14 protein-coding genes are annotated in these 21,204 nt (G+C 72.6%); 3 read left to right on the forward strand and 11 right to left on the reverse strand.

Translation table 11 applies throughout. The annotated features are described in order from the left end of the window. Positions 1-103: 103 nt before the first annotated feature. From E3N83_RS12835 to E3N83_RS12860, 6 genes are all read right to left on the reverse strand, one after another. A complete protein-coding gene (locus E3N83_RS12835; protein ID WP_202879220.1) occupies positions 104-886 on the reverse strand; it encodes a type III pantothenate kinase in 783 nt (260 codons plus the stop codon). Then, on the reverse strand, positions 883-1,761 hold the full coding sequence (gene nadC / locus E3N83_RS12840; protein ID WP_151083618.1) for a carboxylating nicotinate-nucleotide diphosphorylase: 879 nt from the start codon (positions 1,759-1,761) through the stop codon (positions 883-885). Before nadC ends, E3N83_RS12835 begins: the two co-directional genes overlap by 4 nt. After that, positions 1,758-3,440, reverse strand: coding sequence for an L-aspartate oxidase (locus tag E3N83_RS12845; protein ID WP_151083619.1), 1,683 nt, complete (start codon positions 3,438-3,440; stop codon positions 1,758-1,760). Before E3N83_RS12845 ends, nadC begins: the two co-directional genes overlap by 4 nt. A 9-nt stretch (positions 3,441-3,449) precedes the next feature. Continuing rightward, entirely contained in the window at positions 3,450-4,355 is a 906-nt protein-coding gene (gene panC, locus E3N83_RS12850; RefSeq protein ID WP_151083620.1) for a pantoate--beta-alanine ligase, read from the reverse strand. Beyond that, a complete protein-coding gene (locus E3N83_RS12855) occupies positions 4,352-5,326 on the reverse strand; it encodes a Rossmann-like and DUF2520 domain-containing protein (RefSeq protein ID WP_420371828.1) in 975 nt (324 codons plus the stop codon). Before E3N83_RS12855 ends, panC begins: the two co-directional genes overlap by 4 nt. Positions 5,327-5,392: 66 nt before the next feature. After that, a complete protein-coding gene (locus E3N83_RS12860; protein WP_151083622.1) occupies positions 5,393-6,499 on the reverse strand; it encodes a hypothetical protein in 1,107 nt (368 codons plus the stop codon). 132 nt (positions 6,500-6,631) lie between these two features. On the opposite strand from E3N83_RS12860, the gene E3N83_RS12865 reads away from it, so the two are divergent. Together E3N83_RS12865 and E3N83_RS12870 are read left to right on the forward strand one after the other, a co-directional pair. Further along, positions 6,632-8,035, forward strand: a complete 1,404-nt coding sequence (locus E3N83_RS12865; protein ID WP_151083623.1) for a bifunctional cytidylyltransferase/SDR family oxidoreductase — start codon at positions 6,632-6,634, stop codon at positions 8,033-8,035. Positions 8,036-8,244: 209 nt separating this feature from the next. Next, complete coding sequence (locus tag E3N83_RS12870; protein WP_151083624.1) at positions 8,245-9,528, forward strand: exonuclease/endonuclease/phosphatase family protein; 1,284 nt, start codon at positions 8,245-8,247, stop codon at positions 9,526-9,528. 17 nt (positions 9,529-9,545) lie between these two features. Here E3N83_RS12870 and E3N83_RS12875 read toward each other — a convergent pair whose 3' ends face one another. The 5 genes from E3N83_RS12875 to E3N83_RS12895 form a co-directional block, all read right to left on the reverse strand. Beyond that, entirely contained in the window at positions 9,546-10,721 is a 1,176-nt protein-coding gene (locus tag E3N83_RS12875; protein WP_151083625.1) for a hypothetical protein, read from the reverse strand. Next, positions 10,718-11,800, reverse strand: a complete 1,083-nt coding sequence (locus E3N83_RS12880) for a sulfotransferase family protein (protein WP_151083626.1) — start codon at positions 11,798-11,800, stop codon at positions 10,718-10,720. Before E3N83_RS12880 ends, E3N83_RS12875 begins: the two co-directional genes overlap by 4 nt. Continuing rightward, positions 11,797-12,780: a sulfotransferase family protein gene (locus E3N83_RS12885; RefSeq protein WP_151083627.1), complete on the reverse strand. Its 984-nt coding sequence runs from the start codon at positions 12,778-12,780 to the stop codon at positions 11,797-11,799. Before E3N83_RS12885 ends, E3N83_RS12880 begins: the two co-directional genes overlap by 4 nt. A gap of 51 nt (positions 12,781-12,831) precedes the next feature. Continuing rightward, positions 12,832-16,398, reverse strand: coding sequence for a bifunctional glycosyltransferase/CDP-glycerol:glycerophosphate glycerophosphotransferase (locus tag E3N83_RS12890; protein ID WP_151083628.1), 3,567 nt, complete (start codon positions 16,396-16,398; stop codon positions 12,832-12,834). Positions 16,399-16,513: 115 nt separating this feature from the next. Beyond that, positions 16,514-19,921, reverse strand: a complete 3,408-nt coding sequence (locus E3N83_RS12895) for a bifunctional glycosyltransferase/CDP-glycerol:glycerophosphate glycerophosphotransferase (protein WP_191907796.1) — start codon at positions 19,919-19,921, stop codon at positions 16,514-16,516. Positions 19,922-20,089: 168 nt separating this feature from the next. On the opposite strand from E3N83_RS12895, the gene E3N83_RS12900 reads away from it, so the two are divergent. Then, on the forward strand, positions 20,090-21,196 hold the full coding sequence (locus E3N83_RS12900; protein WP_151083630.1) for a glycosyltransferase family 2 protein: 1,107 nt from the start codon (positions 20,090-20,092) through the stop codon (positions 21,194-21,196). Positions 21,197-21,204 lie beyond the last annotated feature (8 nt).

Raw genomic sequence — 21,204 nt, forward strand, 5'->3', positions numbered from 1 at the left:
GTAACCGGACACAGCAGCAAGAGACGTCGCCCAAGATAGCGGTGTCCCGACTTTCGGAGCAATCGGGACGCGCAGAAGTGGTGGAAAACCATTCCGATAAGCGTCAGGTGTTTCGTGCGTAGACCATCTCGAGGCCCTGCAGCGTCAGCCAGGGCGCCCGGTCGGTGAAGCACGAGCACTCCGCCACGACCAGCCCGGCCAGGTATCCCGTGGCCACGACCGTGACGTCACTCGGCGGGGTGCCCAGCTCGCCGATCATCCGGGCGACAATTCCGTCGACCGAGCTGGCGACCCCGAAAACCATTCCGGACTGAAGCGCCTCGACGGTGTTGCGGGCGATCACCGACCGGGGTCGCCGCAATTCGACCATGCGCAATTGCGCGCCGCGTCGCTCGAGGGCTTCCAGCGATATCTCGATTCCCGGCGATATGGCGCCCCCGATGTATTGGCCCTCGGCATTCACCACGTCGAAAGTCGTCGCGGTGCCGCCGAAGTCGACCACCACCGCCGGCCCGCCGTACAACGTGGCTGCCGCCAGGGCGTTCACGATCCGGTCGGTGCCGACCTCCCGGGGGTTGTCGGTGAGCACCGGCACGCCGGTGCGGGTGCCGGGCTCGACCACGACGCTCGGCAGCTCCCCGAAGTGCTCGGCGAGCATGGTGCGCCACTCGTGCAGCACGGCGGGCACGGTGGCGCAGACCGCGATCCCCTCGACCGCCCTGATCCGGTCGCCGAGAAGGCCGCGGATCAGCACCGACCACTCGTCGGCCGTGCGGGACTCGACCGTGGCCACCCGCCAGTCGGCCGAGACCTCGCCGCCGGCGATCAGCCCGAGCACCGTGTGGCTGTTGCCGATGTCGGCCGCCAGCAGCGTGGGCGAGCTCACTGGAGGTCCAGCCCCAGGTCGAAGACCTTGACCGAGTGGGTCAGCGCGCCGACCGAGATGAAGTCGACGCCGGTCTCCGCCACCTCGCGGGCGCGCTCGAGGGTCAGGCCGCCGGAGGCCTCCAGGGTCGCGCGGCCGGCCGTCAGGCGCACCGCCTCCGCCATGGTGGCGCTGTCCATGTTGTCGAGCAGGACCCGGTCGCAGCCGGCGTCGAGGAGCCGGCGCAGCTGGTCGAGGTCGGTCACCTCGACCTCCACCGGCAGGTCGGGGTACGCCGCTCGTACGGCGTCGTAGGCCGGCACCACGCCACCGGCGGCCACGACGTGGTTGTCCTTGACCATCGCCATCTCCGAGAGGGAGAACCGGTGGTTGACCCCGCCACCGCAGCGCACGGCGTACTTCTGGAGGGGGCGCCAGCGCGGCAGGGTCTTCCGGGTGTCGAGCACCCGGGCCCGGGTCCCGGCCAGGGCCGCCACCCAGCGATCGGTCGCGGTGGCGATCCCGGAGAGGTGCGAGGCGAAGTTGAGCGCCGTTCGCTCGGCCGTCAGCAGGGCGCGGGTCGGCCCCGCGACCCGCATCACCACGTCACCGGCCGCCACCCGCGCGCCGTCGGGCAACCGGTCGGACACGACCACCTCGGCGGACACGCGCAGGAAGACGAGGGCCGCGACGCCGAGCCCCGCCACGATGCCGGGCTCGCGCGCGGCGAACACGCCGGCACCGGTCGCGTCCGCGGGGATGGTGGCCACACTGGTGACGTCGACGGAGCCACCCGGCAGGTCCTCCTCCAGCGCGGCGTCGATGGCCGCAGTGACCGCGTCGGGGTCGAGCCCCGCCGCGCGCAGCTCCTCGACCAGCACGTCGTACGACGTCATGCGGGCACCTCCGCCGTGGTGTCGCTCGGCGCCCCCGCCCGGAAGGCGTGCCGGGGCCGGTCCCCCTCGAGCCACCAGTCGTGGTGACCGGACTGCCCGGCATCGTCCCGGTCGGGGAAGTCCTCCCGCCAGTGCGAGCCCCGGGTCTCCTCGCGCAGCAGCGCGGCCTCGGCGAGCAGGGTGCTGATCGTGAGCAGGTTGGTGACCTCCCAGGAGTCCTGTCCGACCGCGGCGGCGGGGAGCTCCGCCAGCTCGTCGAGGCCGTTCAGGCCGGCACGCAGACCCTCGGCGGACCGCAGCACCCCCGCCCTGGTAGTCATCTCCTCCTGCAGCGCACGGCGCACGCCACCGTCCACGAGCCCGGCGGGTCGCGGGTCGGAGACCGGTTCGGTCCGGTCCCGGAGCTCGCCGGGGAGCACCTCGGCGATTCGGCGCGAGAAGACCAGCCCCTCCAGCAGGGAGTTGGACGCCAGCCGGTTGGCGCCGTGAACGCCGGAGCAGGCCACCTCGCCGGTGGCGTACAGACCCGGGATGCTGGAGCGTCCCCACAGGTCGGTGGCGACGCCCCCCGAGGCGTAGTGGCAGGCCGGGGCGACCGGGATCAGGTCGGCCACCGGGTCCACGCCGTGCCGGCGGCAGGTCGCCAGGATGGTCGGGAACCGTCTCTCCCAGAACTCGAGGCCCAGGTGCCGGGCGTCGAGCCACATGTGGGGATGCCCGGTCTCCATCATCAGCCGGGTGATCGCCTTGGCCACCACGTCGCGCGGGGCGAGGTCCGCCAGCTCGTGGACCCCCTGCATGAAGCGCCTCCCCTCCCAGTCCACGAGGAACGCGCCCTCCCCCCGCACCGCCTCCGAGATCAGCGGCTGCTGGCCGCGGGAGTCCGGCCCCAGCCACATCACGGTCGGGTGGAACTGCACGAACTCGAGGTCGCGCAGCACCGCCCCGGCTCGGTAGGCCACGGCCATCCCGTCGCCGGTGGAGACCGGCGGGTTGGTGGTCTGCGAGAAGACCTGCCCGAGCCCGCCGCTGGCCAGGACCACGGCCCGGCACCGGACCGCACCGACCCCGTCGTGCTGCCCCTCGCCCATCACGTGCAACGTCAGCCCGGCCACGCCGCCGTCCGCGCCGAGCTGGAGGTCGACGGCCAGGGCGTGCTCGACCACCTCGATCTCGGGTGACCGGGCCACGGCCGCGATCAGGGAGCGCTGGATCTCCGCACCCGTGGCGTCGCCGCCGGCATGGGCGATCCGGTCGCGGTGATGTCCGCCCTCGCGGGTCAGACTGAGCTCCCCGTCGGGGTGGAGGTCGAACTGGGTGCCGAGCGCGATCAACTCCCGCACCGCGTCGGGCCCCTCGGTCACGAGAATCCGGACCGCGTCGGCGTCGCACGCGCCGGCACCCGCGACCAGGGTGTCGCGCTCGTGCTGGGCGGGGGAGTCGCCCGGTCCGAGAGCGGCCGCGATGCCGCCCTGGGCCCACTGGGTGGAGCCGGCGTCGAGCACGTCCTTGGTGACCACGAGCACCCTGCCGACTCGGCCGGTGAGACGCAGAGCCGCGGTCAGCCCCGCGATCCCGGACCCGACGACCACCACGTCCGCCTCGGTAGTCCAGCCCGGATCCGGCGCCAGCAGGCGCCCGGGAGCCCGACCGGTCGTTCGGGGCGGTCGCGGGTCCATGTCCGCAGGCTAGCGATCGCCGACGGGCGGGCGTGCGTGCGCCTGCCCGCCGAGCACCAGGGCGAGGTTGTCGATCAGACGGGTGCCCCCGACCCGGGCGGCGACCAGGATCCGACCCGCCGCCGCCTCGTGCCCGCCGGTCTCGTCCAGGTGGCCGAGCTCCGGGGTGCGGATCGCGAGGTAGTCGACATCGACGCCCGGCTCACCCTCCAGCACCCGCAGCGCGGCGTCACGCGCCGCTTCGACGCCGTACGACGCGTGCTCCTCGGCAGCGCGCAGCGCCCGGGACAGCACGGCGGCCCGGGCCCTCGCCTCCGAGTCCAGGAACCGGTTGCGGCTCGAGAGAGCCAGCCCGTCGGGCTCGCGGACCGTGGGGGCGCCGATCACCTCGACGCCGGTGCACAGGTCGCGGCTCATCCGCCGGATCAGCACGAGCTGCTGGAAGTCCTTCTCGCCGAAGACGGCGAGGTCGGGGCGGGTCAGGCCGAACAGCTTCGCGACGACGGTCAGGACCCCGCGGAAGTGGCCCGGGCGCGACTCGCCCTCGAGCTCGGCGGCCAGGAGGCCCGGATCGACCGTGACCAGCGGGTCACCGTCGGGGTAGACCTCGGTCACCGACGGGGCGAAGACCACGTCCACCCCCTGCCGGCGGCAGACCTCGAGGTCGGCGTCAAGGGTGCGGGGATAGCGGTCGAGATCCTCGCCCGGGGCGAACTGGAGGGGGTTGACGAAGATCGACGTCACGACCGGGCCGTCACCGACCCGCTCCCGCGCCAGCCGGAGCAGGGACTCGTGGCCGTCGTGCAGGGCGCCCATGGTCGGCACCAGGGCGACCCTGGCACCGGCTCCCCGGTGCGGCCCGAGCACGGCCGACAGCTCCTCGCGGGTGGTCGCGAGGAGGGGGCCTGCGGTCATCGGCCAGGCGTCCGGGGAGCGGAGGCCGCGGGCCGGTCCACGACGGCATCGTCCAGGACCCGACGGATCGCTGCAGCGCGGATCGGCAGCACCCGACCGTCGGTGACGACACGGTCGAGGGTCGCCCGGGCCAGCGCGACGTAGGTCGGGAGCGTGTCCGGAGCGGCGACCGCGATCTCGGCGAGGTGGGCCCGCACCGTCTTGACGTCACCACGCACGATCGGCCCGGTCAGGGCGGCGTCGCCCTCGGCCAGGGCGTTGTCGAGCGCAGCGACGAGCAGCGGGCGCAGGACGCCGGCCGGGTCGTCCGCGCCGGAGGCGCCGAGCAGCTCCATGGCCTGCGAGACGAGGGTGACCAGGTGGTTGGCACCGTGGGCGAGGCCGGCGTGGTACAGGCTGCGCAGGTGCTCGGGCACCCACATCACCTCGCCACCGAGCTCGGCCACGACCGCCTGGGCCCAGTCGCGCTCGTCGGGCCCGGCGGTGACGCCGAACACGCACTCCGCGAGCCGGTCGAGGTCGCGGGCGGTGCCGGTGAAGGTCAGCGCGGGGTGCAGTGCCACGACCCGCGCGCCTACCCGGGTCGCCGGCCGCAGCACCTGCAGCCCGTGGCTCCCGCTGGTGTGGACGACGTACTGGCCGACGTGCAGGGCACCACTGGCCGCGAGCTGGCTGACGACGTTGGCGAGCATGTCGTCGGGCACGGTGAGCAGCAGGACGTCGCAGCTGCGGGCGACGGCCGTCGGCTTGGCGACCGGCACCCCCGGCAGCAGGTCGGCAGCCCGGCGCAGCGACGCGTCGGACTCGCCGGCGACGGAGACGATCTCGTGGCCGCGGGCGCGCAGCGCCGAGCCAAGCACGGCGCCGACACGGCCGGCGCCGATCACACCCACGCGGAGCGGGGTCATCTTGTGATCCTCACGTTTCGGTCCCGCCGACCACCCTGCGAAGGGCCGGTATGGGTACCACACGGTTGGGACGCACCGAATCTACGCCGCGGACCTGCGCCGCGGTACACCCGGCTGGTGTGACCTGGGCTACTCGGCGTCGGGCTCGTCCGGACGAGCCGGTTCGGGCACGGCCGCGACCAGCACCGACGCCAGGGCCCGAGCGGCCACCTCCACCTCGAGCGGCGGCAGCGCGGTGTCCCCGGCATTCGTCCCCGCGACGGGTGCGTCCGCGGGCATGCACATCAGCTCGGGGTCGCCGACCAGGTGCACGCCGCGCGCGGCGAGCGCGTGCAGGTCGGCCACCCGCTGGTCGCTCAGGGCCCGGATCCGGGCGGCCGCCCACTCCGGCGCGGGAGGGGACTTGGGACCCGCGGGCGCCGCCCGGCCGGCCATGTCGCGCAGCACGGTGGGGCCGATCGCACGGCGCCGGCGCGGCCTCTCCCAGCCGGCGTCGGCCAGGATCGCGCTGGTGGCCCGGACCAGCTCGGTCTCGGCCCAGCTCAGCCCGCGGTTGGAGCGACTGGTGTCCGGGACCACGAGCCCCGGAGGCAGGCCCAGCATCTGCTCGAAGGTCCGCGGGAGCTGGTCACGGTCGGACTCGTCGAGGACGATCACCGTGAACCGCTCGGGTCCCACCACGTCGACCCACCGCTCGGCCAGGGCCCGTACGTCGTGGGAGAACCACACGTTGTGCCGGTCCCAGTCGGGTGCGGGGTCGTCGGTGTCGAGCACGACGCGCAACCACTCGTCGTACCCTCGCTCGTCGCCCGCCTTGACCCGCTCCTGCCACTGGGAAGGGAGGTAGCGGTCCAGCCGGCGCGCGACCGCGACCACGTGGACGCGGTCACCGCCGAGGTCCGCGACGACCCGGGCCGCCTGCCGCTGGGTGGCCCGGCCGAAGTCCTCGTTGCTGACACAGACCCGGCCCGCCGTACTGGCCTCGACCGCAGTGACGAACCGCTTCCAGTGCTTCATCGGCGGCCGCTCCGTGCCGGCCGGGCGGCCACGGATGCCCAGGGCCCAGCCCGCCTTCCGCGGGCGGTAGCTGCCCACCGTCACATAGGCCACGTCGTGAGCCGCCAGCCGCTCCGCCGCGGAGTCGAGGGCCACCTGGATGGCGGTGCTCCCGGTCTTGTGCGGCCCGATGTGGACCAGGCGGGTGCCTTCGGGCAGCAGCCGAGCGCCTGCGGTCATGGAGCGCTCTCCTGTCGTAGGGCCGGGAACGCGTTCCCGCCGTCGTCGAGCCGCGACCAGCCTACGGGGGCCCTCCCATCGACGGCCTCACGCCCGCGTCGGTGCCACCGAGGCCTCTGACAGGATGCGCACATGGACGTCAGCTCGACGAGGCCGCGCCGGGTCGCCGTACTGCTTGCCGGAGGTGTGGGAGTCAGGATCGGGCTCGACATCCCCAAGCAGCTGATCAAGGTGGCCGGCAAGACGCTGCTGGAGCACACGCTCGCTGCCCTGCACGAGCACGCGATGGTCGACGAGATCGTGGTGATGATGGCCCCCGGCCATCTCGACGCGGTCCGGGCGATCGTCCGCGACGGTGGCTACGACAAGGTGAGCGCGATCCACGAGGGGGGCGCGACCCGGAACGAGACCACGCAGCGGGCCCTGGAGACGCTCGGCCCCGAGGAGAGCCACGTGCTCTTCCACGAGGCGGTCCGGCCGCTCGTCTCGCAGCGGATCATCACCGAGTGCTTCGAGGCCCTCCACCAGCACCCGGCGGTCGACGTCGCGATCCCCTCGGCCGACACGATCATCGAGGTGGGTCCCGACAACACGATCCGCAACATCCCGTCGCGGGCGGCACTGCGCCGCGGGCAGACCCCGCAGGCGTTCCGCTCCTCGGTGCTCAGGCACGCCTACGAGCTGGCCGGCCAGGACCCGACGTTCGAGGCCACCGACGACTGCACCGTGGTCCTCCGCTACCTGCCGGACGAGCCGATCTGGGTGGTGCGCGGCGACGAGCGCAACATGAAGGTCACCGACCCGATCGACGTCTACCTGGCCGACAAGCTGTTCCAGCTGGTCACGACCGAGGCCCCCGAACCCCTGTCGGAGGACGACTACCGCGCCGCACTGTCGGGTCGGACGGTCGTCGTGTTCGGAGGAAGCTACGGCATCGGGGCCGACATCTGCCGTCTCGCCGAGCAGCACGGAGCGCGGGTCTTCTCGTTCAGCCGCTCGTCCACGGGCACTCACGTCGAGCGACGGGCCGACCTGGTCGCGGCCGCCGAGCGGGTGATGGCGGAGAGCGGTCGGATCGACCACGTCGTCAACACCGCCGGGGTGCTGCCGCGCGGTGCCCTGCTGGACACCAGCGAGGAGACGGTCTTCGCCGCGACCGACATCAACTACCTGGCGCCGGTCTTCATCGCCCAGGTCTTCCATCCCCACCTGGCCGTCACCCGGGGCTCGATGCTCCTGTTCACCTCCAGCTCCTACACGCGTGGGCGGAGCGGCTACAGCCTGTACTCCTCCGCCAAGGCGGCGACCGTCAACCTCACCCAGGCCCTGGCCGACGAATGGGCGGGTGACGGCGTCCGGGTCAACTGCGTGAACCCGGAGCGGACCGCCACCCCGATGCGGACGAAGGCGTTCGGGGACGAGCCGGCGGGGTCGCTGCTCGAGTCCGAGGCAGTGGCCCGCACGTCGCTCGACGTGATGGTCTCCGACTTCACCGGTCACGTCATCGACGTACGCCGGGACTCACCGAGCGCCTGAGCGCCGCTGCTCCCCCACCCGCGTTGCTGCTCGCCCTCGGGGTAGTGCGGACCTCCTAGCCCTCGTAGTCATTCGGGGTGACCCGGTCGGGACCTTGGTAGGCAACTCGGTAAAACCTTGGCGTTCGCTCTACGCGCCGGCGCCAGGAGCCCTAACTTCGAACCGTCGCGGGAGCTTCCCGCGGTCCTCTGACCCCCCCGGAGGAAGTAATGCGGTTCACCGACCCCCTGCGACGGCCGTCTCTCGGTCTCGCGCTCGCCGGTTTCGCCGGCAGCGTGCTCTTCGCCCTCGCGCCGGCAGCGTCCTCACCTGCTGGCGCTGTAGAGGCCGCCGCGCCCGGTCCACTCCGGATCGGCAGCTACAACATCGAGATCAGCCAGCCGATCGACCAGTTCCGTCAGGGCGTGGACTTCATCAAGTCCCAGGTCGACGTGGCCGGACTCCAGGAGGCAGGCGCCGCGCCGCGCCGCCAGTACCTGGACGGCGACACGAGCTGGCGCATCTACCACCCCGCGGACCTGCCCCAGGACCCGGTGATCTGGAACCCGCACGTCTACGAGCTGATCTCCGCCAAGGAGGTGAAGCTGTCGGACGCCACGCGGGTGGAGAGCAACAAGACCGGCGGCACGATGCCGTGGAAGGCCCTGTGGGCTCCGGTGGTCCGGCTCCGCCAGATCTCCACGGGCTACGAGTTCTCCGTGATCAACGTGCACCTGATCCGGGCCGCGATGAACGAGGGGCGCCCGCGCCGGAACGCGCCCCTGACGTACCACGTCTACGTGCATCAGGTGAAGGCGGTCAAGGCCGCCGTGCTCGCCGAGCAGGAGGCCGGCTGGCAGGTCTACGTCACCGGTGACTTCAACATCGGCTACGCCGCAGACCGGCAGGTGCAGCTGCCCAAGGCGCCGTACCACAAGCTGACAGGCCTGCACCTGATCGCCAACTGGCAGGGCCAGAAGCTCAACAACTACGGCACCCACATCGACAACCAGTGCCCGCCCAGCAAGTCGCACTGCGGTGCCTACATCGACCAGATCTGGGCGCCGACGCCTGCGGCCAGCTCGACGGTCTTCATCCACGAGATCCACTCCGACCACTACCCGATCATGTCGACCTACGTGACTCCGCAGTCGCTGAACTACGTCCCGCCCGTCGGCACGGTCGGGTTCCAGGACACCCAGGTGTCGTCCCCGGAGTTCAACAAGCCGTGGCAGTCACGCCAGAGCCCGATGGTCTTCAGGCTGAACGGCGACCGGAGCCACGGCTTCGCCGACGTCCAGGTCACCGGGGGTACGGCGGTCAAGGGCGAGGACTTCACCGTCGACGACAGCTCGCTCTACGACAACGACCCGTCCAACGACCGGATCCTGGTCTACACCGTGCCGAACACCAAGCGTGGTCCGGACAAGACGTTCGTGCTCAGTCTGGTGAACGCGTTCGACACGGTCGTCAGCCAGGGAGTCGCCACCGGGACGATCGTCGACGACGACTAGACCGAGACCCCGACCGGTCAGTCAGGGTCGGGATAGTCCTCGTCGTCGTCCGCGTCTGCCACGGTCGGATCCGGGTCGTCGAGACCGGCGGCCCGGATCGACTGTGCCCGGTCCCTGACCGCACCGTCCACGAGGCCGTCGAGTGCCCGGGCCGCGACCTCGAGCGGGATGCTCAGGGATCCGGGCTCGCCGGCGGAGTGCGAGGCGACGGCCCCGGCGGGAGGTTCGTCGGGCAGGACCAGGTTCGAGGAGTCGCCGACGACCCGGACGCCGAGCCGGTCCAGGCCCTCGACCCGCGACCGGCTGCGTTCGACGAGCGGCGTCCACGCCCAGTCCGGCAACGGCGGGATCGGCGGGTCGTCGGGGTGCCGATCGGCGGTGACCAGAGCGCGGATCAGCCCACGGTTGACCAGGCGGTGGTAGCGCTGGTCGGCGAACCCACGCTCCTCGAAGTGCAGGTTGACCGCGCGGAGCAGCTCGACCTCGCTGTGGCTCAGGGATCGGTTGACGACCTGGTCGCCGGGTGCCAGCAGGCCGGGTGGTACGCCGAGCATCTGCTCGACGACGGACGGCAGCAGGGTGCGGTCGCGCTCGTCGGCCACCAGCACGGTGAGGTTGTCCTCACCGACGGCCTCGGCCCAGCGCCGGGCCAGCTCGACCGAGTCGTGGGGTACCCAGATGTTGCGCCAGACCGGGTTGTCGGGGGCAGGAGGGCCGAGCGCGATCTGCAGCCACTCGTCGTACGACAAGGTGATCCGGGCCTTGACCCGCTGCTGCCACTGCGACGGGAGGAGGCGGTCGTAGCGTCGCGCCACCATCAGCACGTGGGGCCGGTCGCCGCCCAGCGTGGCGACCGTCTCGGTGACCTGCGCGTCGGTGGCCCGGCCGAACGCCTCGTGGCTGACGCAGACCAGGCGCGCGGCTGGGTCGGCGATCTCGTCCAGCAGCCGCCGCCAGGCTCGGCGGCTGGCCTGGCGTCCGCCCCGCGGGGTCGAGTAGCCGAGGCCGGCACCCAGGGCGTAGCGCGGTCGTACGCCAGGCCCGGGATAGACGACGCCGTGCTCGGCGAGGACGGCCCGCTGCCGGTGCAGCGACCACTGGAGCGCCGTGGAGCCGGTCTTCTGCGGCCCGATGTGGAGGAGGTGGGAGCCGTCGGGCAGGGGGCCGACGTCCTCCGGCGCCAGCCCGGTCATCCCCGGGTCCGTCGGAGCCGACCCACCTTGCGGCCGGCCCGGGCCAGGACGACCTTCACGAGGTCGCGGCCACCGACCTGGCCGACCGGCATCCCGTCGACCCCCGCGGGCGCCGGCTTCGGTGCCGGTGCCGCGCTCGGGGCACCGTCGCGTGCGGAACCTCGGGGTCGCAGACCCTGCCGCTCGGACTCCACGGCGTCGTGCGCGATGTCGGCGGATGACGAGAACAGCCGGCGGTAGCGCTCGGCCTGCTCGTCGAGGCCCGCGGACGCGGCGTCGTCCGTCCCGTGAGCGGCCTGGAGCCGGAGCAGTCCGGACCAGACCTGTTCGGCGATCTCGCGCAGCGCGTCGGGGACCTCGAGGTCGTCCCAGGTCACGCGGTGCCGGCGCAGGCCGGGATCGATGAAGTCGTCCACGGCCGAGGGCGCGCCCCCCGCCACGTCGACGTCGTAGTGGAGACCGAGGTCGTCGGCCAGGCCGGTCAGGACCGGTCGCCAGTCGGTGAGCAGGTCGACGTAGGAGACGAAGGCCCGGGACTGCCCGCGCGTCTCGCGCTCGCTGACGAGGGAGCCGTTGATCCAGCGGGCGACGTTGAAGGTCTCGTAGGAACGCCGCCGCGCCTGGTCGGTGGGATGGGCGTAGTAGGTGGTGCGGCTGCCGACCACCTCGGCCGGGTGACGCAGCATCGAGATGTAGCGGATGTCGACGCCCAGCTCGGCCGCGGCCGCCCGCCAGACCTCCTGCGTCCACACCGAGCGCGGGTCCTTGACCACGACCTGGTCGTGGCCGTTGGTCTCGCGGGACAGGAAGCCGCGCAGCTTGGCGCGCAGCTCGTCGGTCACCGCGGCCTGCGCCAGGTCGAACGCCTCCGGGCGACTGTCGAACTCGTGGATCGAGGCGCCCTCGGTGATCTGCTTGTGGAAGCGCACCGCCCAGCGGGACTCGAAGAAGCCCTTGGGGTTGGACTCGTTGGCACCGAGGTAGGGGCCGGGCACGTGCAGACCCAGATGGTGGAAGGCACCGGACATGGTGCTGGTGCCGCTGCGGCCGGTGCCGGTGATCAGGACGAGGGTGCTCACGACGACCTCTCACGCTGGGAGCTGGGGGTGTGGCGCGGGGCGCGGTCGGCCGCTCGCATCCGCTTCCGGACCCGCTGGCGGGCCCGCTCCACGGCTCGCCGCTGGTCGCGTACGACGTGGTTGCGGACCAGGTCGAGCGCGGCCGCGTGCATCGCGTCGTACGCCCGGCCGAGCTCGTCGAGTCGCTCGGCGCTCCCGCTCGAGTCACCGTGGTCGGCGACGTCGCCCAGGGCATCGAACGTCGCGTCCGCGAGGTCGCGGAGGTGGGCCGGCACCGACGAGTCGCCCCAGCCCGGCTCACGCCGGCGCAGCGTCGGGTCGATGAACTCGTCCACGGGATGCGGGGACACCTCGGGACCGGGCTCGAGCCTCAGCCCGAGCCGGTCGCGCAACCGGACCGCCTCGGTGCGCCAGTCGGTCGTCAGCCGGGAGTAGTGGACCAGCGCACGTGCCGAGCCGCGGGTGAGTCGCTCGGTCATCAGGGCGACGTTGACCCAGCCCGCCACCGCCGAGATCTCGCGCGACTGGTAGAACTCGGCACGACTCGAGGCCACCTCCGACGGGTGCCGCAGCATCAGCACGAACCCCGGCTCCTCGCCCAGCTCAGCGGTGACGCCGGTCCAGAGGTCGTGGAACCACGCCAGCCGGGGGTCCTTGACCACGAGCCGGTCGTGCTGCTCGAGGGACTCGGCCAGCCAGTCGCGGAGCCTGCCGCGCACGGTGCCGTCCTGCAGCGCCGATGCCATCGCGGCCAGGGCCTCGGGATCGGCGTCGAGGGTGCGGACGCCGGCTCGTTCGAGCAGCTCGGTGTGGAACCTCATCACCCACTCGGGCTCGAAGAAGCCCACCGGGTTGGACTCCTCGGGAGCCACGGCGTCGGGAACGCTGAACCCGCTGTGCGCCAGCAGACCGGCGACGGTGCTGGTGCCGCTACGCCCGGGCCCGAGGACGAGGACGACGCGCCGCTCGGCACTGGACACGACGCCAGCCTCCTTTGCGGTCGGTCTCGGGCGAGGTCGGGACGCAGTCTGTCATGCGTCGCCACGCGGCACGAAGACCGCATCGACCAGCCGGGCACCCGCCTGACCGTCGTCGAGATCGAGGTAGTCGTCGTGGAACCTGCGGTACGCGTCGGCGTACGTCGTCCGCACAGCGTCGAGGTCCAGGAGGGCGTCCACGACCTCGTCGGTCGTGGACAGGAGCGGGCCCGGCGCCGTGGGCTCGAAGTCGAAAAGCCACCCCCTGCTCTCCTGGTAGCGCTGGAGGTCGGGCACGTGGAAGAGCATCGGTTTGCCGGTGACGCCGAAGTCGAAGCGGAGGGAGGAGTAGTCGACGATCGCCGCGTCGGCCGCCAGATAGAGGTCGGAGACCTCCGGGTAGTCGGTCACGTCCACCGCTCCGGGGATCGGGCCGACGCGCTGCCGGGTCCGCGCGTTGAATGCATGACCCCGGATCAGGATGACCACGTCGTCGCCGAGTCGCCGGTGTGCGTGCGCGAAGTCGAGGAACGACGGCATCACCGCGCGCGTGTCGTCGCGGGCCAGGTAGTCGCGGAAGGTCGGGGCGTAGAGGACGGCGGTCTGGTCAGGACGGACGCCGAGTGACGACCGCACGTCGGCCCGGATCTCGTCGGCCTCGTCGGAGTGCAGGACGTCGTTGCGCGGGTAGCCGATCTCGAGCACCTCGCCGTCGTAGACGAAGTCGCGGGTCAGGAGCGGGGTGGCGTAGCGCGCCGGGGACACGAGGTAGTCCCAGTCCGCGGCGCGTCGTACGTAGGAGTCGACCAGCGCCCGCGAGAAGCCGAGGTTGTCCCAGTGCGGGCGCCCCATCTGCTTGAACGGGTAGCCGTGGAAGGTCTCGATGATCACCTGTCCCTCGGGCTTGCGATGGAAGTCCGGCTGGTACATGTTGTCGAGGTAGTAGCGGGCCGAGCCGAGCAGGCGGTACCACTCCGCGGAGTTCACGATCACCGGGATACCGCCGTCCGGTACGACGACTGAGTGGTCCTGGACCGCCCAGTAGACCGGCAGGTCGGAACCGCGGCGCCGCAGCTCCTTCTGCACCGAGACACCGTTGTCGGTGGCCAGCTCGCCGAAGTAGGACCGCACGAGCAGGCCGCGATGGAGCCCGCCGGACCGGCGGGCCTCGGCGGCCCGGCGGAAGTGGTTCTGGGCGTACTGACCGCGGGCGTCCCCGATCGGCCGTTGGAGGGTGATCTGGGTGACGGCGTCGGGGCCGCGGACCACCCTTCCCTCGTGCCGGTCGGTGGCGATCGGCACCGGCAGGGAGGCGCTGAGCTCCATCGACACGGTCAACGGCACCTCGTGCACCTCACCCGAGGTGAGGCCGACCTCGACCGACAGGTCGTGGTCACCGGTCGGCAGCGGACGCTGGCCGAACCGGTACACCTCGTGGGTCAGCGGGAGGACGGCCTCGAATCGGCCCTCCGACAGGCTGACCCGCTCGCTCGCGGAGACCGTCTTCTTGTGCCGGGTCAGCACACGCACCGACGACGTGCCGGGGCCGAACACCCGGCCGCGGACGACGACCTGCGCGTCGCGCACGAGCACCTCGTCGGCCTGAGCGCCCAGGCGGCGCTCGCTGACCACGAGCTCGCCGTTGCGGTCGGTCTCGACCACCAGCGCGGTGGGACCGGACTCGTCACTCAGCCCGTCGTACGACGTCGCCTCGGGCACCAGCGGGCGCGCGGCGTCGGAGTCGTCGCGTCCCTGCACCCGCCATCCGACCACCTGGCCGGGAGCGGGGTCGACCTCCGCGGGAAGGGTCAGCTCGAACCGGTGGGCCTCGACGCCGACCCGGAAGCCGCCGCCCGGCCCCAGCGGCACGACCTCACGGACCTCCTGCGCCCCGCGCCCCGAGACGGAGCCGCGCAGGGTCCGTCCCTGCAGCGAGAGGTCGCCGACGTGGACACCGCGGCGGTCGATGCGGAACACCAGCGGACGCCCATGACGCCAGTCCGCGATCAGGCGGCCGCCGTCGGGAAGCCCGGCGGCCGGGACCGCGCCGGCGGAGCCGGACCGGACCAGGCGGTTGATGTCGCAGGCGACCGTGAAGCCCGCAGCGGTGACGCGGAGCATGGCCCGCCAGCTGTCGCCCGGCCGGCCCGACGCCCACACCCGGGACAGCGGGAGCTCGACGCTGAACGTGCCCGGCCGGTAGTCGCACCAGAGGTCCTCCGACGGCGGGGGGAACGCGGTGCGCGAGGGCCCGCTCGAGGGGAACGCGACCTCCTCGCCGGTGCGCTCGTTGACGAGGACGACCTCGGCGCTCGCGTCGTACGTCGCGAGGTCGACCTTGCGCAGGAACGCCCAGCCCGACATGAGGCAGTCGACGCCGTCGTCGGTGGTGCGCCAGTGGAGGTTCTCCACCGCGTGGCTGACGACGAGCTGGGCGGGGTCGAGCCGGAACAGGGACTGGTCGAGGTCGGGGTCGTCGTGGAACGGCAGCTCGAGGAGCACGCCGCCTTCCACGACCCGTGCGGGCCACTGCTCGGTCTTGAACGCGTTGCGCGAGACGAACTCGCGGGCATCGTCGCGACGGTCGAGCAGCGCGAGGGTGATCAGCACCCGACGGGCCGGACTCGCAGCCCGCCAGATCTCGTCGGAGGCGTCTGCCGTCAGGGAGCGGACGGCGGCCACGAGCTCGCGCCAGTAGTCGTCGTCGACGACGCCCTGGCTGCGGAGGTACCAGTGGAAGTGGGCGTCGAAGAGCGTCTGCAACCACCCGGCGTACAGGGTCGGCGTGGACTCGGCGAGCAACACACGGCGGCTCAGCTCCCACGCCTCGATCCGTTGCCGCAGGTCCTTGACCGACGCCGTCTGCTGGCTGATGGAGCTCTTGTCGTCGCGGGCGCGGTAGCGGTAGACGACGTCCGGGACGATGTCGATGGCCGCGGCGCGCGCATAGAGCTGGGTCACGATCGGCTGGTCCTCGTAGGCCACGCCCTCGCGGAACCACAGGTCCTGGGCCTCCCAGAAGTCCCGTCGGTACAGCTTGTTCCAGGTGTAGAGGTTGCGCAGCAGCGGCAGGAACTCCTCGATCGTGATCCGCTCGCGCTGCTCGCCGTGCACGGTGGTCACCCAGTCGGGGCTCCACGTGGCCAGGCTGTCGAAGCGCTCGACCGACCCCACCACGATGTCCGACCCGGTCCGGCGTGCGGTCTCGACCAGCACCCGGAGCGCGCCCGGCGGCACCAGGTCGTCGGAGTCGACGAAGGTGAGGAAGCTCCCGCGGGCGGCGCGGACCCCCGTGTTGCGGGCGGCTCCGAGCCCGCCGTTCGGCCGGGTCAGGAGGCGGACCCGAGGGTCGCGGCGTACGTAGTCCTCGGCGATCGCGCGCGAGCCGTCCGGCGAACCGTCGTCGACGAGGAGCACCTCGACGTCACCGAAGTCCTGCGCCAGCAGGGAGTCGAGGCACTCGGCGAGGTACTCCTCGACGTTGTAGAACGGGACGATCACGCTGATCGCGGGCGGCCGGAGCCGGGCGCGAGCGGTGCGGGCGATCCGGGTCCGGGCCAGGCGACGGGCCGCGGCGTGCACCCGCGGACGCCGGCGTACGGCGTCTCCCAGTCGACTCACGCGCCGAAGTTACCTGAACCCGATGGGCTTCGCGTCATCGGTCGAGACCTGCGCACCAAGCCAGCGGGGCAGTCGCAGGTCCTGCGAAACGCCGACCCCCTTGCGCCCGGTGACCTCACCCGTCCCCGCGGGGGACGAAGAGCGCGTCGACGAGGCGGGAGGCCGCCTGGCCGTCGTCGAGCCCGACGAAGTCGCTGCGGAAACGCCGGCGTGCCTCGGCGTACTGCGTCGTCAGCCGCGGCAGGTCGGCCAGCCAGGTCGCCGTCTCCTCGGTGCTCGTGGTCTGCGGGCCGGGCGCCGTCTCGGCGTAGGGGACCAGCCCTCCCCTGGCTCGGTCGTAGGCCGCGAGGTCGGGCACCAGGAACACCATCGGCTTGCCGGACAGCACGTAGTCGAAGCGCAGCGACGAGTAGTCGAGCACGGCGACGTCGGAGGCGAGGATCAGCTCGGTGACGTCGGGATGGTCGGTCACGTCGATGACCCGCTCGGTGGACCTCACCCGGTCGGCGCGGATCCGGGCGTTGAAGGCATGCCCGCGCATCAGCAGCACGTAGTTGTCCGGCAGCTGCGCGAGCGCCTGGTCGGCGTCGAAGAAGCTGACGGTGCGGGCCGTCCGGTCCTCGGCGGAGAGGTAGTCGCGGAAGGTCGGGGCGTAGAGGACGGCGACCGCGTCGTCGGCGAGGCCGAGGGACGCGCGGGTCCGGGTGCGCAGGACCGACGCCTCCGGCCGCAGCAGCGCGTCGTTGCGTGGGTAGCCGATCTCGAGGATCGGGACGTCGTCGGCACCGGCGGGATCCAGGAACGCCGCCCGCAGCAGCGGGGTGGCGTACGGCGCCGGACTGACCAGCGCGCTCCACTCGCGGGTCCGCCGGTCCAGGCTCCCGATCTCCTGGACGCTGTTGCCCATCTTCTCCCACCAGGCATGCCCCATCAGCTTGTAGGGATAGCCGTGGAAGGTCTGGATCAGCACCTGCTCACGAGGCCGCACGAACCACTCGAGCTGGTGGACGTCGACCACGTGGTAGCGGGAGTGGGCGACCGCTTCGTGCCAGGCCCGGCTCAGCTCGACGACGCCTGTCCCTCCCGGAGGCACGGGCACCGAGTGGTCCGCGACCGACCAGAGCAGCTCGAGAGACGACCCGCGCCGGACCAGCTCCTCGTGCAGGCCGAGGCCGTTGCCGTTGGCGAACTCCGAGAACATCGCGCGCAGGAAGACACTCGAGCGGTCGGCGACCTCCACCCGGGTCGCCTCGCGCAGCAGCCGCTGGTGTCGCCGGCCGAGCTCGTCGTCGGCGAGAGGCGGCCCCACGACGAGGCGGACGCCCGGGTCGTCGGGAGCGAAGGTCTCGACCCGCAGCCGCATCCTGTCCTGGAGCGCGTCGACGGGGAGGGTGGACAGCAGATCTGGCCCCGGGCGGGCGGTGACCCAGTCGGTCAGCTCACGGTTGCGCACCGCGACGGCGTACCGGCCCGACGGAAGCGGCAGCGGCGGCCTGCCCCACGCGGCCTGGACCAGCGGGTAGCGCGCCTCCACGAGGCCGGGCCCGGCCGGGACGGTCGTGCCAGGGACGACGCTCTGGCCCTCGACCAACGCGGTCTCCCACCCGGCCACCTGCGACGGCAGCCGGAGCCGGGCCACGAGGCTCTCGCCGTCGAGCTCCACCGAGAGGAGCTCCGCAGCGCGGGCCGCGGCCACCACCTCGACGTCGCCACGACGCCCGGCCCGCACCCGGGGATCGTCGGGGAAGGGCTCCGCCGGTTGCAGCAGTCGGTGTCGTCGGCCGGCGGCGTCGTACCCGGTCAGCCGACAGCGCGCGTCGGCGCCGAGGTCCTGGAGCGACACGTCGGCACGGTGGGTCACGGCGTCGACCCGTGACGTGGCGAGCGCAGGACCTCCCGGCAGCGGCTCGAGCTCGACCCGGTCCACACCCTCCGGCACCACGAGCAGGAGCCGGTCCCCGGCGAGCCGCAGGTCCGCGACCGAGGTCCCCGGCGGCTCGACCCGCAGCTCGAACCGACCGAAGTCGTCGTGGTCGACCGCCAGCACCCGTCGGGAGGCATCGGTCCAGGCCGGAACCCCGGCCATCGTCCACGGCCGGATGGTCGCGCCACCGACGCCTTCGAGACCGTCCACGGTCAGCCGCGCGGCCAGGCTCCAGACCCCGCTGCCGGTGACCCGGTCCGTGTCGAGCACGCCGACGAAGCCGCTCGTCGAGACGTCGGCCACCCACAGCTCACTGGCGGCGTCGGCCTCGGCGGACCGGGCCGGGGTCACCTCGAGCTCGACCTGCCGGCCGTCGTCGGAGCGCAGGACCAGCTGCAGTGACGGGGTGACGGCGGTGAGGTCCACGTTGTCGAGGTAGGCCCAGCCCCGCAGCTCGACCGTGGACGCGTCGAGCACGCGCACGGCGTTCACCTCGGCACGGACGCCGACCTGGAGGTCCGCGAGGGTCCGGTCATCGGGCGACACCGCCGACCAGTCGGGACCGTAGTCGGCGACCACGACGCTGCGTCCCTCGCGGCGTCGGACGGTCGTGGCGTAGCGGCGTGGGTCGGGGCGCACGCTGGTCAGGAACGCTCGTGCCCGGTCGCGCTCGTCCGCGGTCACGAGCGCGACCAGCGCCTTCCGGTAGGCAGGCACCCGCGTCATCGCCTCGTCGCCCGCGCGGACCCGCAGGTCGTCGACCAGGTCACGCAGCTCGGACCAGTAGTCGTCGGGGCACCGCCAGGCCCGGTCGAGGAACGCCTCCGCAGGGCCGGCGATCACCTCCGCGACGTACACCTCAGCCAGCCGAGCGGGCAGCAGGTCGGCAGCAGCACGGGCCCCCGCGCCGAGGGCGCGCAGGCCGTCGAGGTCCGTCGTACGCCGGGTCAGCGGCGCCCGGTCGGACTGCCGGCGCACCAGCAGGCCGACGTGCGTCAGGACGTCGACCCCCGTCGCCCCGAGGTAGGAGGTGACGCTGTGGGCGTCGTCGCAGCTCGGCAGGTCGGCGAACCGCCACCTGCCGGCGACGTAGGCGCTGCGCCGGAACACGCGGGCACCGGTGACCGTGTTCGCCAGCAGGTCGGGCACGACCGCGGCCGAGGTGTGGAGCCGCCGGACGCTGTGGAGCGCCGCGATCGGTCCCGCGACCGGAAACACCTGACCGCGCCGGGTAGGACGGTACGCGGCGACCGCGAGGTCCGAGCCGGACTCCTCGAGGGCGGCCAGCGTGGCAGCGAAGCCGTGCCGGGTCACGATGTCGTCGGCGTCCACGAACGCGAGGTACTCCCCCACGGCCAGCTCGGCTCCGCGGTTGCGCCCGGCCGCCAGGCCGCCCTCGGCTCGGACGACGCGCACCCGGTAGTCCTCCTGGGCGTGCCGTGCGGCCACGTCGGCCACCGTCGGGGAGGTCCCGAGGTCCACGACCACGACCTCGCAGGCGGGGTGGGTCTGGTGGCGCAGTGCCCTCAGGCACTGGTCGAGCTCCGCGTCCGACTCGCGGACGGGTACGACGACGCTGAGCAGGCGGGGGACCCGCACGGGACCCGGAAGGCGTCGCGCCGTCGCGAGTCCGAGCCGGTGGACGCTGCGCCTGAGCCGCACCCCACCACGCATCAGGGAACGTCCTCCTTGCCCCGGGGGGCGTCTCGAGCGTCCGCTCATCCTAGCGAGGCTGGAGCCTCGACAAGCGTGGGTACAGTGCGGACCGTGTGGCGACGGAACTCCCCCCTCGTGAGCGTCGTCGTCCCGGTCCACGACGTCGAGCCCTACGTCGTGGCGTGCCTGTCCAGCCTGCTCGCCCAGACCCATCGCAGGCTCGAGGTGATCGTCGTGGACGACGGCTCGACCGACCGGTCCGCGGAGCTCGCGGAGCAGGTGGCGGCCGGCGACGACCGGGTCCGGGTGGTGCGCACCCCCAACCGCGGGCTCGGGGCGGCCCGCAACGAGGGCGTCCGCCACGTCACCGGCGACCTGCTCGCCTTCGCCGACTCCGACGACCTGGTGCCGACCGACGCCTACTCGACGATGGTGGGCAGGATCCTGCAGACCCGCGCCGACCTGGTCACCGGCAACATCGCGCGTCTGGAGGACGACGAGCTCGTACCGGTGCCGTGGATGAGTCGCCTCCACCCGGCCGAGCGCACCCTCACCATCGACGACTGCCCCGACCTGCTCGGCGACGTCTTCGCCTGGAACAAGCTGTTCGGCCGCGACTTCTGGGAGCAGCAGGACCTGTCCTGGCCCGAAGGGGTCCGCTACGAGGACCAGCCGACGTCCACGGAGGCGTTCCTCGCGGCCCGGAAGATCGCGGTCACGCCCGAGGTGGTCTACCACTGGCGGATCCGCTCCGACGGGTCGTCGATCACCCAGCAGCGCGCGTCGGTGACCGACCTGGCCGACCGGTGGGCGACCAAGCAGCTGACCCTGGAGTCCGTACGACGGCGTGCTTCCGAGCCGCTCGAGCTTGCTCTCCTCGAGCGCATCCTGCCCGCCGACATGTGGCGCTACTTCGTGCTGATCCCCGAGGCTGACGACGCGTGGTGGGACCTGCTGGTCGCCGGGGTCCGCGAGCTGTGGGGCGAGCACTCCCTCACCCACAGCGTCCTGCCGCCCGTGCACCGGCTCACCGGCTGGCTCGTCGAGCAGGACCGCCGGGCCGACGCGGTCACCGTGATCGGCCACCTCCGGGGGCTGGCAGGCGCACGGGTCGCTCGGGCGCCGGACGGGCGGGGCGGAACCCGGCTGGAGATCCCGGGACTCGATCCCGAGTCGATCTCCGCCGAGGCGCTCGCCGTCCGCCCGTCCGAGGCCTGATCGGCCGG

Origin of the sequence: Nocardioides cynanchi (assembly GCF_008761635.1) — a bacterium.
Lineage (GTDB): Bacteria > Actinomycetota > Actinomycetes > Propionibacteriales > Nocardioidaceae > Nocardioides > Nocardioides cynanchi.

What these genes read in the sequence shown, in the direction of transcription:
- nadC (WP_151083618.1), bottom strand. Translation starts at nt 1,761, where the DNA reads ATGACGTCGTACGACGTGCTGGTCGAGGAGCTGCGCGCGGCGGGGCTC.
- E3N83_RS12845 (WP_151083619.1), bottom strand. Translation starts at nt 3,440, where the DNA reads ATGGACCCGCGACCGCCCCGAACGACCGGTCGGGCTCCCGGGCGCCTG.
- panC (WP_151083620.1), bottom strand. Translation starts at nt 4,355, where the DNA reads ATGACCGCAGGCCCCCTCCTCGCGACCACCCGCGAGGAGCTGTCGGCC.
- E3N83_RS12860 (WP_151083622.1), bottom strand. Translation starts at nt 6,499, where the DNA reads ATGACCGCAGGCGCTCGGCTGCTGCCCGAAGGCACCCGCCTGGTCCAC.
- E3N83_RS12865 (WP_151083623.1), top strand. Translation starts at nt 6,632, where the DNA reads ATGGACGTCAGCTCGACGAGGCCGCGCCGGGTCGCCGTACTGCTTGCC.
- E3N83_RS12870 (WP_151083624.1), top strand. Translation starts at nt 8,245, where the DNA reads ATGCGGTTCACCGACCCCCTGCGACGGCCGTCTCTCGGTCTCGCGCTC.
- E3N83_RS12875 (WP_151083625.1), bottom strand. Translation starts at nt 10,721, where the DNA reads ATGACCGGGCTGGCGCCGGAGGACGTCGGCCCCCTGCCCGACGGCTCC.